Here is a 16100-nt window from a genome sequence, read left to right as displayed (position 1 = left end):
CATACATGAGCCGTGAATATGACTACTACTAGCTTGTCGCTCACCGAGTTGTTGACTGCCCTGGGTTCGCCGGAACGGGTGACCGCCCTCAAGGGGATCCGGCGCGGGATCGAACGTGAATGCCTGCGCATCACCCCGGAAGGCGCCCTCTCCCAGACCGACCACCCCAGGAGCCTGGGCTCGGCGCTGACCCACGCCAACATCACCACCGACTACTCCGAGAGCCTGCTGGAGTTCATCACCCCGGCCACCGACTCCATCGAGAGCCTGATCGAGCAGCTCGGCGACATCCACCGTCATACCATTCATCACCTCGGCGATGAGCGGATCTGGCCGCTCTCCATGCCCTGCTTCATCGGCGATGAGGAGAGCATCCGCCTGGCCCAGTACGGCAGTTCCAACATAGGCCGGATGAAGACCCTCTACCGACAGGGGCTGAAGAACCGCTACGGCAGCCTGATGCAGGTGATCGCCGGGGTGCACTTCAACTTCTCCATGCCGGACAGCTTCTGGTGCGAATGGCAGGATCTGGTGGGTGAGGGCTGCTGCAGCCAGCGTTTCATCTCCGACAAATACATGGGGCTTATTCGCAACGTCTACCGCTTCGGCTGGTTGGTGCCCTATCTGTTCGGCGCCTCGCCGGCCATCTGCGACTCCTTCCTCAAGGGGCGCAAGAGCAACCTGCCGTTCCAGAAGACCGGCAAGGGCACCCTCTATCTGCCCTATGCCACCGCGCTGCGGTTGTCCGATCTCGGCTACACCAGCAGCTCCCAGAGCATGCTCAATATCAGCCACGACAACCTGCCGGCCTATGTGGCCAGCCTGCGCCGTGCCATCAGCACCCATGATCCCGAGTTCGCCAAGATCGGGGTCAAGGTCAACGGCGAATACCGCCAGCTCAATGACAACGTGCTGCAGCTGGAGAACGAGCTGTATGCGCCGATCCGTCCCAAGCGCACCCCGCGCAGCGGCGAGAAGCCGTCCGACGCGCTGGAGCAGCGCGGCATCGAATACATCGAGCTGCGCACCGTGGACGTGAACCCCTTCACCCCGTTCGGCATCGATGTGGATCAGATCCGCTTCTTCGATCTGTTCCTGGTCTGGTGCCTGCTGCGCCCGTCCCCGGTGCTGACCGACGAGGAGATTGCCCGCAATCGCCGCAACCAGAACAAGGTGGTGCTGGAGGGGCGTCGTCCCGGCCTCGAGCTGGAAGACGAGCAGGGCAACCCCATCGGCCTCAGGGAGTACGGCCTCCAGCTGTTCGACGAGCTGGATCAGGTCGCCGATCTGCTGGATCGCTGCTGTGGCCGTAACCGCTATCGCGAGACGCTGGCCATGCACCGCGAGAAGCTGCTCAATCCGGAGCTGACCTACTCCGCCCGCCTGCTCAAGCAGTTGCTGGAGAGCGGCCAGGACAACGGCTGCTTCGGCGACGAGCTGGCGAGCCGCTACCGGGAGGAGATGCTGAGCGGCGAGCTGCAGTACTGGGATCAGGCCTACTTCGCGGGCGAGGCACGCGAGTCCCTGGCCAAGCAGAGGGAGCGGGAGCGCGGTGACAGCCTGTCGTTCGATGAGTTCCTCGCCGATTACTTCGGTACCCGGCAGACGACCAGCTGAGGGTCTGCCCCCCGACAGTCAAAAGCCGCTCCAGGGAGCGGCTTTTTGTTGGCCGAAAGGGGCCTAGTGGGTTGGTTTCACAGCATAAAAAAACGGCCCAGCGGGCCGTTTTTGCACTCTGTCGTCGGCACTCCCGGTTAGAGGATGATGCCGCCGAAGAAGAAGCCAAGGGCGACTGCCATGGCGATGGTGGCCACACCCGGGATGAAGAAGGGGTGGTTGAACACCGCCTTGCCGATCCGGGTCGAGCCGGTGTCATCCATCTCTACCGCCGCCAGCAGGGTCGGGTAGGTGGGCAGCACGAACAGCGCGCTCACGGCGGCGAAGGAGGCGATGGCAGCCAGCGGGCTGACACCCAGCGCCAGGGCGGCCGGCATCAGGGCCTTGGTGGTGGCACCCTGTGAATAGAGCAGCATGGAGGAGAAGAACAGCACCACGGCCAGCAGCCAGCTGTATTGGCTCAGCAGATCGCCGGCGAAGGCCTGGATCTCGACCATGTTGCCCTTCACGAAGACGTTACCCAACCAGGCCACACCCAGCACGCAGATACAGGCGGACATACCGGACTTGAAGGTCGGCATGTTGGTGATCTGGGCGGCGTCCAGTTTGCAGAACAGCACCATCAAGGTGGCGGCGGAGAGCATGATGCCCATGATGGCACCGTCACGGGGGATCGGCGGATTGGCGATCAGGCCCACGTTGCCGGAGATGGCGGTGGCATAGGCCATGACGGCGACGATGGCGGCGATGAAGATGGCGACGGACAGCTTGGCGTAAGGCTTGAGTTCAACCTTGCTGGTGCCGCGCAGCTTGATCAGGCCCTTTGCCTTGCGCTCCAGGTAGACTTCGTCCTGGTCCAGCGGCTTGCCCAGCATGTTGGCCACGAAGGCACCCAGGATACAGGCGAGGAAGCTGGACGGGATGCAGATGGCCAGCAGGGTCAGGTAGTCGACCCCGAGCGGCTCAAGCATGCCGGAGAAGGCAACCACGGCGGCCGAGATGGGCGAGGCGGTGATGGCGATCTGGGAGGCGACGACCGCGATGGAGAGTGGGCGGGAGGGGCGAATGCCCTGTTCCTTGGCCACCTCGGCGATCACCGGCAGGGTGGAGAAGGCGGTGTGACCGGTACCGGCCAGCATGGTCATCAGGTAGGTGACGACCGGGGCGGCGAAGGTGATGTATTTGGGGTTCTTGCGCAGCGCCTTCTCGGCCAGGGAGACCAGGTAGTCCATCCCGCCGGCCAGTTGCATACAGGCGATGGCGCAGATGACGGACGCGATGATCATGATCACGTCCCAGGGGAGATAGGCAACCAGCTGATCGCTCGGGATGGGCATGCCCAGACCCCAGGTCAGCACCAGTACCCCCAAACCACCGGCAAAGCCGATGCCGATGCTGCCTATCCGGGCTCCCAGATAGATAGCGGCGAGCACGACAAGTAACTCGATTCCAATCATAGCGAACACTCCAATTTCCAGTTTTTTTTAGGTTTTTTGTGGCAGAAAAGCCAATTCCCGATAGGACTGGGGGAGGCCAATCGGGAACTGACTCTATGGGCCGGGAGTGATCCCGGCCCATCGATACCCTTATACGGTGGCTTCGCGGGTGTAGCGCTTGGCCTTGTATTGCGGGTTCATCAGGTTCTCGATGGAGAGGATCTCGTCCAGCTGCTCGGCGGTCAGCAGGCCGCGTTCCAGCACGACCTCACGGACGTTCTTGCCGGTCTGGGCGCAGATCTTGCCGACGATGTCACCCTCGTGGTGACCGATGAAGGGGTTCAGGTAGGTCACGATGCCGATGGAGTTCAGCACGTGGTTCATGCAGATTTCCGGGTTGGCGGTGATGCCTTCGACACACTTCTCGCGCAGGGAGATGCAGGCTTTTTCCATCAGGCTCAGGGATTCGAACATGGCCTGGCCAATCACCGGCTCCATCACGTTCAGCTGCAGCTGACCGGCTTCGGCGGCGAAGGTGATGGTGACGTCGTTACCGAACACCTTGAAGCAGGACTGGTTGACCACTTCCGGGATGACCGGGTTGACCTTGGCCGGCATGATGGAGGAGCCTGCCTGCATTTCCGGCAGGTTGATCTCTTTGAGGGCGGTACGCGGGCCGGAGGAGAGCAGACGCAGATCGTTACAGATCTTGGACATCTTCATCGCCATGCGCTTGATGGCGCCGTGCAGCATCACGTAGGCGCCACAGTCGGAGGTCGCTTCGATCAGATCTTCAGCCGGCACATAGGCGCGACCGGTGATCTCGGCCAGGCGCTTGATGGCCAGAGCGGAGTACTCGGGCGGAGTGTTCAGGCCGGTACCGATGGCGGTAGCGCCCAGGTTCACTTCCAGCAGCAGCTCCTGGCAACGCTTGACGGACTTGATCTCTTCGCGCAGGGTGACGGCGAAGGCGTGGAATTCCTGACCCAGGGTCATGGGTACCGCATCCTGCAGCTGGGTACGGCCCATCTTGAGGATGCTCTTGAACTCTTTGGCCTTGTCATCGAAGGCGGCGATCAGCGCTTCAAGGGCAAACAGGGTGGTGTCGGTGCTGTTCACCACGGCAACGCGGAAGCCGGTCGGGTAGGCGTCGTTGGTGGATTGGCACTTGTTGACGTGGTCGTTCGGGTTGATGACGTCGTAACGCCCTTTCTCCAGCCCCATCAGCTCGAGGGCGATGTTGGCCAGCACTTCGTTGGTGTTCATGTTGACGGAGGTACCGGCGCCGCCTTGATAAACGTCGACCGGGAACTGGTCGAAGCATTTGCCGGTGTTCAGCATCAGATCGCAGGCTTCGATAATCTTGTCGGCGATTTCGGGACGGATGGTGCCGAGTTCACCGTTGGCCAGGGCGGCGGCCTTCTTGGTCAACACCATGCCACGGACAAATTCTGGAACGTCAGAAATCTTCTGAGTGCTGATCTTGAAGTTCTCGACTGCGCGCAGGGTATGCACACCGTAATAGAGATCGTTGGAAACTTCTTTGGTGCCCAGCAGGTCTTCTTCAATGCGGACGTTCTTGATGTCACTCATTGTAATGCCTCAGAAATCAGATAAATGGAAACAATCCTCACCGAGTGGTCGCGACTTCCTTACGCACGGTTCATCCTGAAGCACCACACATCGAGTGGGGCAGTTGGGAGCCTGTTGCTCCCTGTGCAATTACTGCGGTAGATATTACCTCAATTGAGGTATCTGATATTAGACCTGGATCACTAAATTTGAGGCAGCCCCAAAGATCTTGTGGTCATTAAACAGATATTGCAATTGAGCTATTTACTTTGACAGATCAACCACTTCAATCCCAGTTGTTCGGGAGGATATTTGTCTGAATCCCGATCGGTGTCACTCATGGGCTTGAAAAATGAATGTGATGCCCCATTTTATTGGTTAGAAACCGATAGAATGGTGGGTTGGCGGCTCGTTCCCGTCGGTCGCATGCATCACTGGTTGATCTATTTCACCCGTACCGAGGTCATTATGGGCAAGTTACTGCTGTTGTTGGTTGGTTTGGTATTGCTGGAGCTCACAGTGATGATCGAGGTGGGATCCGTGATCGGTGCCTTGCCGACCGTGGGATTGCTGGTGCTGACCGCCGTGCTGGGCTCCTCCCTGGTGCGCAGCGAGGGGATCAAGACCCTGTTCAGTGCACAGCAGAAGATGCAGCAAGGAGAGATGCCGGGCCGCGAGGTGATGGGGGGCATGATGCTGGCACTGGCCGGTCTGCTGCTGATCATCCCGGGCTTCGTGACCGACTTCTTCGGCATCCTGCTGCTGCAACCCTGGTTGCGCAACCGGCTGGCCGACAAGCTGGTGGGCAGCAGCCAGTTCAGGATGCAGATGGGGGGCTTCCAGACGCCGCCTCCGTTCGAGGCGCGTCCGGGCGATGGGCAACCGGATCAGGTCAATCGTGGTGGCACTACCATAGAGGGCGAGTTTGAACGTAAAGAGTGAGCGCAAAGAGTAAGTCGCTGCCTCAGCCAATGGCCATCAGGGGTTGCCCTGATGGCACAGGGATTCGAACCTGCGCCGGGCATAAATCCAGGCCAGCATGCCCGCCGCCAGGTTCGCCAGCAGTATCCCCAGATAGACCCCCTGCTCCCCCCCCAGTGTTGCCCCCAGCCAGGCCCCTGGCAGCAAGAAGACAAACAGACGCAAGCCATTGAACAGGAAAGATACCATCGAGGCTCTTACGCCGTTGAGGGCGGATGCCAGCAGCATCACCATGCCTTGAAAACCATAGCCGACCGGCACCAGATACAGGTAGAGCACGATGAGCTGCACCACCTTGGGGTGATCGCTGAACAGGCCGGCGATGAAGGGGGCCAGCAGCCAGGTCAGGGCATAGACCCCGAGCTGGAACAGCAGCGCGAAGCGCATGCAGAGCAGCAGGGCCGCCCTGGCCCGCGCCGGGTTGCCCGCCCCGCAGTTTTGCGAGATGAAGGGGGCCAGCACCGAGGAGAGCGCCATCATCACGATCAGCAGCAGCGCCTCGACCCGGGAGGCGGCGCCATAGGCGGCGACCATCTCGGTCCCCAGCCCGGCAAAGATGATCATCAGTACGGCGTTGGCGAGGGGGTTGAGCATGTTGGTGAAAGAGGCGGGCACCGCCACATGCAGCAAGGCGCGCCAGTGCGCCAGCAGCTGGGGGCGGGGGGAGAGGTGCCACAGCAATAGCCCTTCCCGCTTGCGCAGTATATGGAGGCTGACCAGCATGGCCATCAGCCAGGAGATAGAAGTGGCGATGGCGGCGCCGCCAATGCCCCATTCGGGGAAGGGGCCTATGCCGAAGATGAGCAGGGGATCCAGCACCCCGTTGACCAGGCCGGCCACCCCCATCACCAGACTCGGCGTCTTGGTATCCCCGGTCGCCCGGATGGCGGCATTGCCGACCATGGGCAGCGCCAGCATGGGTACGGTCAGATACCAGATCAGCATGTAGTCGTGGATCAGCGAGATGAGCTCTGCACTGGCCCCCAGCAGGGTGAACAGGGGATCTATGGTCAGCGCCCCCAGCGCCGCGAGCAGGGACACCAGTATGATGGCGAGGAACAGGCAGTCGGTGGTGATGCGCGCGGCCTCGTCGTGACGGCCCTGGCCCAGGGTATGGCCGAGCAGCGCACTGAGGCCCGCCCCCAGTCCCATGGTCAGGGAGGTCACCACGAAGGTCACCGGAAAGGTGAAGCTGATGGCGGCCAGCGCCTGGGTGCCCATCATGCCGATGAAGAAGGTATCGACCAGGTTGAAGGCCAGGATGGCGACGATGCCGAGGATCATGGGAGCCGTCATGCGCAGCAGCACGGAGGGCATGGGTGCGGTCAGCATGGGATTGGGTCGGCTCAAGGGAATCGTCTCTGTTGCTCTGGGCCGAAATGCCGGCCACGTCCATCCGCCTTCCTGGTGGGGGTTGCTGATCCATCAAAGATGTTCATAGTACGTGAAAATATTTTTTTTGTATTTGCCCTTGAAGGGCTACCCAAATTGCCCCAGATCAGGGGCATAACAAATTTGGCCAAGCGTGGCCATTCCTCAAGCAACACAGAGACTCATTTTGGGAGAGTTATCGATGAAAATTCGTCCACTGCACGACCGCGTCATCATCAAGCGCATCGAAGCTGAAGCCAAATCCGCTGGCGGCATCGTCTTGACTGGCACTGCGGCCCAGAAGTCCACCCGTGGTCAAGTTCTTGCCGTGGGGACTGGTCGAATTCTGGACAATGGCGATGTCAAAGCCCTCGCCGTCAAGGTAGGTGACAAGGTGATCTTCAATGAAGGCTACGGTGTGAAGACCGAGAAGCTGGATGGCCAGGACGTACTGATCCTGTCCGAGACCGACATCCTGGCGATTGTCGAAGAGTAATCACTCCCTTTTCCCCGAATTGATTTAAGGACCGAATAACATGGCAGCTAAAGAAGTTAAGTTTGGCAACGAAGCCCGCATCAAAATGCTGGAAGGCGTCAACATCCTGGCCGACGCCGTCAAGGTAACCCTGGGCCCGAAAGGCCGCAACGTGGTACTGGACAAGTCCTTCGGTGCCCCGACCATCACCAAGGATGGCGTCTCCGTTGCGCGCGAAATCGAGCTGGAAGACAAGTTCCAGAACATGGGCGCCCAGATGGTCAAGGAAGTCGCTTCCAAGGCCAACGACGCCGCCGGTGACGGTACCACTACCGCTACCGTGCTGGCGCAAGCCATCGTCAACGAAGGCCTGAAGGCCGTTGCCGCCGGCATGAACCCGATGGATCTGAAGCGCGGTATCGACAAGGCCGTCGTGGCTGCCGTCGCCGAGCTGCAGGCGCTGTCCACTCCTTGTGCCGACAACAATGCCATCGCCCAGGTAGGCACCATCTCCGCCAACTCCGACGAGAAAGTGGGTGCACTGATCGCCGAAGCCATGGACAAGGTCGGTCGTGACGGCGTCATCACCGTCGAAGACGGTCAGGGTCTGGAGGATGAGCTGGCCGTGGTAGAAGGCATGCAGTTCGATCGTGGCTACCTCTCCCCTTACTTCGTCAACAAGCCGGAAACCGGCGCCGTCGAGCTGGATGACCCCTTCATCCTGCTGGTGGACAAGAAAGTCTCCAACATCCGCGAAATGCTGCCGGTGCTGGAAGGCGTGGCCAAGGCGGGCAAACCGCTGCTGATCGTTGCCGAAGACGTGGAAGGCGAAGCGCTGGCGACCCTGGTGGTCAACACCATGCGTGGCATCGTCAAAGTTGCCGCCGTCAAGGCGCCGGGCTTCGGTGACCGTCGCAAGGCCATGCTGCAGGATATCGCCGTGCTGACTGGCGGTACCGTGATCTCCGAAGAGGTGGGCATGGAGCTGGAGAAAGCGACCCTGGAAGATCTGGGCCGTGCCAAGCGCATCGTGATCACCAAAGAGAACACCACCATCATCGATGGCGTGGGTGATGCTGCCCTGATCGAAAGCCGTGTTGCCCAGATCCGTCAGCAGATCGAAGAGACCTCTTCCGATTACGACCGTGAGAAGCTGCAAGAGCGCGTGGCCAAGCTGGCTGGCGGCGTTGCCGTCATCAAGGTTGGCGCTGCCACCGAAGTCGAGATGAAAGAGAAGAAGGCCCGCGTTGACGATGCCCTGCACGCCACTCGCGCCGCCGTGGAAGAAGGCGTGGTTGCCGGTGGTGGTGTGGCGCTGGTACGCGTTGCCGCCAAACTGGCCGACCTGCGTGGTGACAACGAAGACCAGAACGTGGGTATCAAGGTTGCTCTGCGCGCCATGGAAGCTCCGCTGCGTCAGATCGTGATCAACGCCGGTGAAGAAGCCTCCGTCATTGCCAACGCCGTGAAGAATGGCGAAGGTAACTTCGGTTACAACGCTTACACCGAACAGTACGGCGACATGCTGGCCATGGGGATCCTGGATCCGACCAAGGTAACCCGCTCCGCGCTGCAGTTTGCCTCGTCCATCGCCGGTCTGATGATCACCACCGAGTGCATGATCACCGAACTGCCGAAGAGAGACACTCCTGCCATGCCTGATATGGGTGGCATGGGCGGCATGGGTATGATGTAATCCTGTCGTAGTTATCAAACGGCTCGCATTTGCGGGCCGTTTTTTTTAGTGCTACTAGAATGAGCTTATTAATATCGACAGCATCTGAGGTAAACATGCGAAATTTAGGCCTGATTACATTACTGTTTTCCCTTGTCATGCCCGCCATGGCCGTGGCGGCCCCGCAGGGGCCCGTGATCCTCAAGGTGACAGGTAATGTGGATCCCGCCGAACCGGCCGACGGCGAGGTCGCCTTCGACCTGACCATGCTCCAGGCCCTGCCGCAGCATGAGATAGTGACGGCCAGCCCCTGGGTGGACAAGCCGCACAAGTATGTGGGCCCCAAGCTGTCGGATCTGATGGTGGCGGTGGGGGGCAAGGGCAAGAACATCACTCTCACTGCCCTGAACAGTTTCCAGATCCGGATCAACTGGGATAAGGTCAAGCAGTACGATCCTATCCTGGCCTGGCAGGATGACGGCGTGACCATGCGGGTACGTGACAAGGGGCCGCTCTGGTTTATTCTGCCACTGGATCAGAATCCCGAACTCAAGCGGTCCGAATTCACCGACATGATGATCTGGCAGCTGAGTTCGATCGATATTCAAGACTGACGATGGTTGCTTGCGGGAGTACGGGGTGAAAGCGAAGACCAGGGCCTGGCCCTTACTCGGCGTTCTCTATCTATCCATTCTGCTGTTCACGGGTAGCACCCTGTATTGTCTGGTGCAGATACAGAATGCGACCCGGGTGATGGAGAAGTACACCTACGACGTCTCCTGGGCCCTGATGCAGCTCCAGCTCGAGCTGGGGCGCTTTCTCAATGCCGTGGAGATCTACCATTACGGCGGGATCGACCATGAGGCCCTGCTGCTGCGCTACGACATTCTCTGGAGCCGCACCCCTATCCTGCTGAGCGGCCAGCTGCGCAAGAGCCTGGCAGACAATCAGAAGACGCTGCGACTGGTCCAGCTGACCGAGAACAACATCCGGGAGCTGGAACCCAAGCTGGCCGTGCTGAAACCGGGTACACCGGATTATCAGCAGATCATGATGCGGCTCGCCCCCCTGCAAGAGCCGCTGTCCTACTCCCTCGCCTCCGTCATGCAGAACAACATCAACGTCTATTCCGGCAACGACAAGCGCTTTGGCCAGCTGCGTAACGCCTTGCTGTTCATGGTATCCGGCCTGGTGATCTCCGTCATCCTGCTCAGCGGTCTGCTTATTCGTGAGGCCAGGCGCCACTTCAGAATGGCGCGGATCGATCCATTGACCGGCCTCGCCAACCGGCTGGCGTTACTGGAGAAGATGGAGTCCTACGTCGGCCGCGATACCCCGTTCGGACTGGTGCTGATCGACATCAACGACTTTAGGGACATCAACAGCAAGTTTGGCTACAACACCGGGGATATCCTGCTGCAGGAGCTGGCGAAGCGGCTGCGAACCCTGTGTGAAAATGGCGAATGGGTCGCCCGCCTTGGCGGCGATCAGCTCGCCATGCTGCAGCGGGAAAGCAGCGATCTGCGCCAGGTCAGGGAACTGGTGGCGAGGGTCCTGCATGCCATCAAGCAGGATATTCTCATCGACAACTACCCGTTCCGGCTGGAGGTGGGGATCGGCATCGCCTTCTTCCCCATGGACAGCAACCAGACCCAGGAGCTGCTCAGCCGGGCGGAGCAGGCCCTGTTCCACAGCCGCAAGACCCATGTGCCCTATGTCATCTATGACAACTCCCTGCTCAATGAAACCGCCAGGCGCAAGCACCTCGCCTCCGACATGGTGATGGCGCTGGAGCACAATGCGCTCGAGCTCTACTACCAGCCCATCGTCAACCTGGAGAACGGTCGCTGCGAGGCGGTCGAGGCGCTGCTGCGCTGGCGCCACCCCGAGCTGGGCTTCATCCCGCCCAACGAGGTGATCCAGGTGGCGGAGGAGTTCCAGCTGGCGGAGAAACTCGGCAGCTGGGTCCTGAACACCGCCTGCGAGCAGCTCTACAAGTGGCAGCATCTGGGCTTGGTCGATCTGCAGATGTGCGTCAACATCTCGCCCGGCATGTACCAGCGCAACTTGTTGAAACTGGTAGCCAAGGCATTGATGGAGCACCACATCCCCGCCTCCAGTCTGGTGCTGGAGGTGACCGAGGACACCACCATGCGCGAGGTGAAGAACTCGCTGCAGCTGATGCAGGATCTTAACCAGCAGGGGGTGCAACTGGCGCTTGACGATTTCGGTACCGGCTACTCCTCCCTCAGCTACCTGCAGAAATTGCCGGTCAGCAAGGTGAAGATCGACCGATCCTTCATCCAGGGGATAGACACCTCCATCGAGGCGGCCGAGCTGGTGGCCAATATCTGTCGCATGGCCTCCATGCTGGGCAAGAAGCTGGTCTGCGAGGGCATAGAGACCCAGGGCCAGCTCGATGTGCTGCGCTCATTGACCGACATCCACCTCTACGGCCAGGGCTATCTGTTCAGCCGGCCCGAGCAGGCGGCCAAGGCCTATCAGACCCTGCTGGAGATGGAGGAGCGTTGGCTGGCACGGCGCTCGCCGGACAAGGCCTACCTGATCTGACCGATAGGGCTCATGTTCGGTACACAATGGCCGATAGAGCTTAGGCAGGAGGTACACAATGGATATTTCTAGCTCTGCATCTACGTCATACGGCTCTGCCTTGATGACGGCCAGTCTGGCGAAAAAACAGCAGATCCAGGACGGTGAAACCGCGCTGAAGTTGCTGCAGACGGCCGCCCAACCCGCTCAGGCGCCAGTTACATCGGCGACTGGCGCCTTGGGAAGCAACATCAATATTCACGTTTGATCCTAATGAAAAAGCCCCCATCGATCGATGGGGGCTTTTTTTATTCGCAGCATCCGGCTCAGAGCGGGAAGGGCGCCGGCGCCTCGAAGCTCATCCGCTCGCCGCTGCGGGGATGAGCGATGGTCAGCATGGCCGCATGCAGATAGAGATGCGGCGCCGCGGCCAGGGCATCGGGGTGGGCGTAGAGGTTGTCACCGAGTATGGGGTGCCCCAGCTCCAGCATGTGCACCCGCAACTGGTGGGAGCGGCCGGTGATCGGCGTCAGCTTGATCAGGCTGTTGCCATTCTCCACCTTCAGCTTCTCCCACAGGGTCAGGGCATGGCGGCCCTCCTCGAAGTCCACCTTCTGCCTGGGGCGGTTGGGCCAGTCCACGCAGAGCGGCAGATCGACCTGACCGGAGTCCGCCTGCGGCTCACCCCAGACCCAGGCGAGGTAATGCTTCTCGGTCTCCCGCTCGCGGAATTGCCGACTCAGCTCCCGGTGGGCGTTCGGGGTGAGGGGAATGACGATCACCCCGGTGGTGGACATGTCGAGGCGATGGGCCGCCGCCGCCTTGGGGTGTTGCTGCTTGACCCTGTGCAGGACGCTGTCTTCATTTTCGGGCCCGCGCCCGGGCACGCTGAGCAGGCCGGTAGGCTTGTTGACCACCATGATGTCCTTGTCCTTGAACAGGATATCGAGCCAGGGTTCCAGAGGCGGTGAATATTCAAACATAGCGTCTCGCATCTTCAATCAAGGGGATGGCCCCCATCAGTTATGGGTGACCACGATAAAGCGGATGGCATCCAGCTTGAGCTGGGTCTGATCGATCAGGTGGTGCAATTCTGCCTGCAAGTTGCGCAGATAATCCAGTTCGCTGTCGCGCACGTTCGGATTGACCGCCTTGAGCGCCTCCAGTCGGTCCAGATCCTGCTGCAGGGTCTGCGCCATCTGAGCGCGGGCCTTGTCCACTATGGCGGCCTTCAGCTCTTCTGCAATGACCTGGCCCTTGCCAATCAAGCCGTGGATCACCGGCTGTGACGCGGTCACCAGCTTGCTGCCGAGGTGGCGGTTGACCGGGGTCAGCTGACGGTTGAAGGCATCGAACGCCACCTTCTCACCCAGGTTCTGGCCATTCTTGTCCATCAGCAAGCGGATCGGGGTCGGCGGCATGAAGCGGTAGAGCTGGGGGTGCGCCGCCGACTCGGCCACGAAGATCAGCTCGAGCAGGATGGAGCCGATCGGCAGGGCCTTGTTCTTCAACAGGGAGACCGAGGTCGCGCCGATCTCGGAACCCAGGATCAGATCGATACCACCACGCATGATGGGGTGCTCCCAGGAGAGCAGCGCCATGTCGTCCCGTGCCAGGGCGGTGGGGCGATCGAAGGTGATGGTCATGCCATCCTGGGGCAGGCCCGGGAAGCTTGGCACCAGCATGTGATCGCCGGGGGTCAGCACCAGCGCATTCTCGCCCCTGTCATCCTGGTTGACGCCGATCTCGTCGAACATCTTGAGGGCGAAGGAGATCATGCCGGTGTCATCATCCTCGGCGTCCAGCTTCTCGACCAGGGCGAGGGCGGCGTTGCCGCCACTGGAGTGGATCTCCAGCAGCCGATCGCGGCCCTGCTCCATCCGGGCCTTGAGCGGCTCGTGCAGCTCGCGGGTCTTGACCAGCAGGGCATCCAGTACCGTCTGCTCGCCGTCGTTGGCGGCCAGCAGCTCGAACAGCTCGTCCCGCACCGCTTCAAAGATCGGGCGGGCGGTGGGGCAGGTCTGCTCGAAGGCATCCAGACCATCGTGATACCAGAGCAGCAGGGCCCGCTGGGCGGTACCGGTCAGATAGGGAACATGGATCTCAACCGTGTTCTGCTGGCCGATCCGATCGAGACGACCGATGCGTTGCTCCAGCAGATCCGGGTTGAGGGGCAGATCGAACAGCACCAGGTGGCTGGCAAACTGGAAGTTGCGACCCTCCGAGCCTATCTCGGAGCAGAGCAGCACCTGGGCGCCCCCCTCTTGCTGAGCAAAATAGGCAGACGCCTTGTCCCGCTCCAGGATGGACATCCCCTCGTGGAACACGGCGCCCCGGATCCCCTCGCGGGTGCGCAGCGCCTCTTCCAGTGCGATGGCGGTGGCGGCCTCGGAGCAGATCACCAACACCTTCTGCTGGCGGGCGCCGAGCAGCAGCTCCAGCAACCAGTCGACGCGCGGATCGAACTGGGTCCAGCTGGCGTTGTCGCCTTCGAACTGCTGGAAGATCTTCTCCGGATAGAGGTAACGCAGGGCGCGAGTCTGCAGATCGCCCCCGTTGCCGCCCATCATGCCCATCACCTTGATCGCGGTCTTGTACTGCTCCGGCAGCGGCATGGGGTAGACGTTGAGGTGACGCTCGGGGAAGCCCTGAATGTTGGCGCGGCTGTTGCGGAACAGCACGCGGCCGGTGCCGTGCTGATCGAGCAGCTTGCGAACCGCCTGTTCACGGGCGGCGGCATCGCTCAAGTCCAGCCCATCCAGCTGGCCGGCGAGGATCTGCCGAGCTTCATCGCTCAGTGTCTCGCCCGCCAGTAGTTCCTGGGCGGCGCTGGCCACCTGGCCATAGGCCTGCTCCTCGGCGAGGAAGGCGTCGTAATCGTAGAAGCGCTCGGGATCGAGCAGGCGCAGACGGGCGAAATGGCTCTGGTGGCCCAGCTGATCCGGGGTGGCGGTCAGCAGCAGCACGCCTGGCACCTGTTCGGCCAGGGCCTCCACCATCTCGTAGGCGCGGCTCGGTGCCTCTTCGCTCCACTCCAGGTGGTGCGCTTCGTCGACGACCAGCAGATCCCACTCGGCTTCCAGCACCTGCTCGAAGCGGCGGCGTTTCTTGCGCAAGAAGTCGAGGCTGCAGATCACCAGCTGCTCCGTCTCGAACGGATTCTCGGCGTCCGCAAAGGCCTCGATGCAGCGCTCCTCGTCAAACAGGGAGAAGTGCAGGTTGAAGCGGCGCAGCATCTCGACCAGCCACTGGTGCTGCAGGGTCTCCGGCAGCAGGATGAGCACGCGTTGGGCACGACCGGAGAGCAGTTGCTGATGGATGATCATGCCCGCCTCTATGGTCTTGCCCAGACCCACCTCGTCGGCTAGCAGCACGCGGGGGGCATAGCGATGACCCACTTCGTGGGCAATATAGAGCTGATGCGGGATCAGGCTGACCTTGCCGCCGGCCAGGCCGCGGGTCGGATTGCGGCGACGCTGGTGCTGGTTGATCAGGGCTTCGTAGCGCAGGGTGAAACGGGACATCCGATCGATCTGACCGGCAAACAGGCGATCCTGCGGCTTGTTGAACTTGATGAAGTTACTAAGGAACACCTCTTTGAGAACGACGGGCTCCTCGTTATCGGTGCGCACACCGACATATATAAGCAGCCCATCCTTCTCCTGCACTTCTTCAACCAGCATGGTCCAGTCTTCATGACTGGCTATCTGGTCGCCCACATTGAAGCTGACCCGGGTGACCGGCGCCTCTTCTTTGGCATACATGCGGTTTTCACCGGTAGCCGGAAACAACAGGGTAACCATGCGTCCTTCAACAGCAACGACAGTCCCCAACCCCAGATCCGTCTCTGTATCACTAATCCAACGCTGGCCAAGTGCAAAAGGCATTAAACTCTCCAAAGCCCAAGAGTGTGAGAATCGCAAAGGGGCGCTATGTTACCCGAAGGCGGGATCCCGATCACCATGCTAATGGCGATCGGGAAAACCAATTCGAAACAAGTTTGATCTGTCGACCCCATCCATCCGCCAAGATGAAGAAAGCACACTCAATTGATTCCCTCCGCGAACGCTAGGGCATCACTTTGGTTGCTTAGTGAACGGTTGAACTGCAAATACGAATATTATGCGAAATTAGCCTTGCCAATCCGATCTCGCTCCCTATAATGCGCCACATCGACAGGGCAAGCGGCAACGCAAACAAGCCGGTCGGTGCCTCGATAAAGCCTCTGAAAATAAGGCTTGACTCGAGAAGGCGGTTGAGTAGAATGCCACTCCCGCAGCGACAAAACGTTGCAACGCTCTTTAACAATTTGAATCAAGCAATCTGTGTGGGCACTCACAGCATCGAGCATCAAAAACAATTTTTGATTTTCAATGTCTGGTGAAGTGACCAAAACGACTTGTTAGCAATAACAAGCCGAACA

Annotated in this window: 12 protein-coding genes; 7 read left to right on the top strand and 5 right to left on the bottom strand. The window is 60.5% G+C overall.

Features of this window, described 5'->3' with window-relative positions; translation table 11 throughout:
• Positions 1-18 precede the first annotated feature (18 nt).
• A complete protein-coding gene (gene gshA, locus KW825_RS05375; protein ID WP_042652161.1) occupies positions 19-1617 on the top strand; it encodes a glutamate--cysteine ligase in 1599 nt (532 codons plus the stop codon).
• A 137-nt stretch (positions 1618-1754) separates the two neighbouring features.
• Here the strand turns inward: gshA and KW825_RS05370 are convergent, their stop codons facing one another.
• On the bottom strand, positions 1755-3074 hold the full coding sequence (locus KW825_RS05370; protein WP_218291212.1) for an anaerobic C4-dicarboxylate transporter: 1320 nt from the start codon (positions 3072-3074) through the stop codon (positions 1755-1757).
• Positions 3075-3203: 129 nt separating this feature from the next.
• Complete coding sequence (gene aspA / locus KW825_RS05365; protein ID WP_218328544.1) at positions 3204-4646, bottom strand: aspartate ammonia-lyase; 1443 nt, start codon at positions 4644-4646, stop codon at positions 3204-3206.
• Positions 4647-5093: 447 nt separating this feature from the next.
• On the opposite strand from aspA, the gene KW825_RS05360 reads away from it, so the two are divergent.
• Positions 5094-5567 (top strand): FxsA family protein, encoded by a 474-nt coding sequence (locus KW825_RS05360; protein ID WP_218328542.1) that lies wholly within the window; start codon positions 5094-5096, stop codon positions 5565-5567.
• A 36-nt stretch (positions 5568-5603) separates the two neighbouring features.
• Here the strand turns inward: KW825_RS05360 and KW825_RS05355 are convergent, their stop codons facing one another.
• A complete protein-coding gene (locus tag KW825_RS05355) occupies positions 5604-6938 on the bottom strand; it encodes an MATE family efflux transporter (RefSeq protein WP_256353793.1) in 1335 nt (444 codons plus the stop codon).
• 241 nt (positions 6939-7179) lie between these two features.
• On the opposite strand from KW825_RS05355, the gene KW825_RS05350 reads away from it, so the two are divergent.
• The 5 genes from KW825_RS05350 to KW825_RS05330 all read left to right on the top strand — a co-directional run bounded on the left by KW825_RS05350 (position 7180) and on the right by KW825_RS05330 (position 11945).
• The gene (locus tag KW825_RS05350) at positions 7180-7473 is read left to right on the top strand and encodes a co-chaperone GroES (RefSeq protein WP_041214497.1); all 294 of its coding nucleotides are present in this window, start codon (positions 7180-7182) and stop codon (positions 7471-7473) included.
• A gap of 40 nt (positions 7474-7513) precedes the next feature.
• Positions 7514-9148 (top strand): chaperonin GroEL, encoded by a 1635-nt coding sequence (gene groL, locus KW825_RS05345; RefSeq protein ID WP_042652165.1) that lies wholly within the window; start codon positions 7514-7516, stop codon positions 9146-9148.
• Between the two features lie 137 nt (positions 9149-9285).
• A complete protein-coding gene (locus KW825_RS05340) occupies positions 9286-9741 on the top strand; it encodes a molybdopterin-binding oxidoreductase (protein ID WP_371315779.1) in 456 nt (151 codons plus the stop codon).
• A 25-nt stretch (positions 9742-9766) separates the two neighbouring features.
• On the top strand, positions 9767-11698 hold the full coding sequence (locus tag KW825_RS05335; RefSeq protein WP_042652167.1) for a bifunctional diguanylate cyclase/phosphodiesterase: 1932 nt from the start codon (positions 9767-9769) through the stop codon (positions 11696-11698).
• Positions 11699-11756: 58 nt separating this feature from the next.
• A complete protein-coding gene (locus KW825_RS05330) occupies positions 11757-11945 on the top strand; it encodes a hypothetical protein (RefSeq protein WP_218328538.1) in 189 nt (62 codons plus the stop codon).
• A gap of 58 nt (positions 11946-12003) precedes the next feature.
• Here the strand turns inward: KW825_RS05330 and rluA are convergent, their stop codons facing one another.
• Together rluA and rapA are read right to left on the bottom strand one after the other, a co-directional pair.
• Positions 12004-12660, bottom strand: a complete 657-nt coding sequence (rluA, locus tag KW825_RS05325; RefSeq protein ID WP_218328536.1) for a bifunctional tRNA pseudouridine(32) synthase/23S rRNA pseudouridine(746) synthase RluA — start codon at positions 12658-12660, stop codon at positions 12004-12006.
• A gap of 36 nt (positions 12661-12696) precedes the next feature.
• The gene (gene rapA, locus KW825_RS05320) at positions 12697-15564 is read right to left on the bottom strand and encodes an RNA polymerase-associated protein RapA (protein ID WP_218328534.1); all 2868 of its coding nucleotides are present in this window, start codon (positions 15562-15564) and stop codon (positions 12697-12699) included.
• Positions 15565-16100: the final 536 nt, after the last annotated feature.

This window comes from Aeromonas sp. sif2433 (assembly GCF_019218705.1).
Classification (GTDB): Bacteria; Pseudomonadota; Gammaproteobacteria; order Enterobacterales; family Aeromonadaceae; genus Aeromonas; species Aeromonas encheleia.
Note: the sequence above shows the minus strand (reverse complement) of the source record. Positions and strands in the feature narration are given on the sequence as shown.

Excerpts from the sequence above, each read along its gene's own strand:
- gshA (WP_042652161.1), top strand. The coding sequence starts at position 19 with ATGACTACTACTAGCTTGTCGCTCACCGAGTTGTTGACTGCCCTGGGT.
- KW825_RS05370 (WP_218291212.1), bottom strand. The coding sequence starts at position 3,074 with ATGATTGGAATCGAGTTACTTGTCGTGCTCGCCGCTATCTATCTGGGA.
- aspA (WP_218328544.1), bottom strand. The coding sequence starts at position 4,646 with ATGAGTGACATCAAGAACGTCCGCATTGAAGAAGACCTGCTGGGCACC.
- KW825_RS05360 (WP_218328542.1), top strand. The coding sequence starts at position 5,094 with ATGGGCAAGTTACTGCTGTTGTTGGTTGGTTTGGTATTGCTGGAGCTC.
- KW825_RS05355 (WP_256353793.1), bottom strand. The coding sequence starts at position 6,938 with ATGCTGACCGCACCCATGCCCTCCGTGCTGCTGCGCATGACGGCTCCC.
- KW825_RS05350 (WP_041214497.1), top strand. The coding sequence starts at position 7,180 with ATGAAAATTCGTCCACTGCACGACCGCGTCATCATCAAGCGCATCGAA.
- groL (WP_042652165.1), top strand. The coding sequence starts at position 7,514 with ATGGCAGCTAAAGAAGTTAAGTTTGGCAACGAAGCCCGCATCAAAATG.
- KW825_RS05340 (WP_371315779.1), top strand. The coding sequence starts at position 9,286 with ATGCCCGCCATGGCCGTGGCGGCCCCGCAGGGGCCCGTGATCCTCAAG.
- KW825_RS05330 (WP_218328538.1), top strand. The coding sequence starts at position 11,757 with ATGGATATTTCTAGCTCTGCATCTACGTCATACGGCTCTGCCTTGATG.
- rluA (WP_218328536.1), bottom strand. The coding sequence starts at position 12,660 with ATGTTTGAATATTCACCGCCTCTGGAACCCTGGCTCGATATCCTGTTC.
- rapA (WP_218328534.1), bottom strand. The coding sequence starts at position 15,564 with ATGCCTTTTGCACTTGGCCAGCGTTGGATTAGTGATACAGAGACGGAT.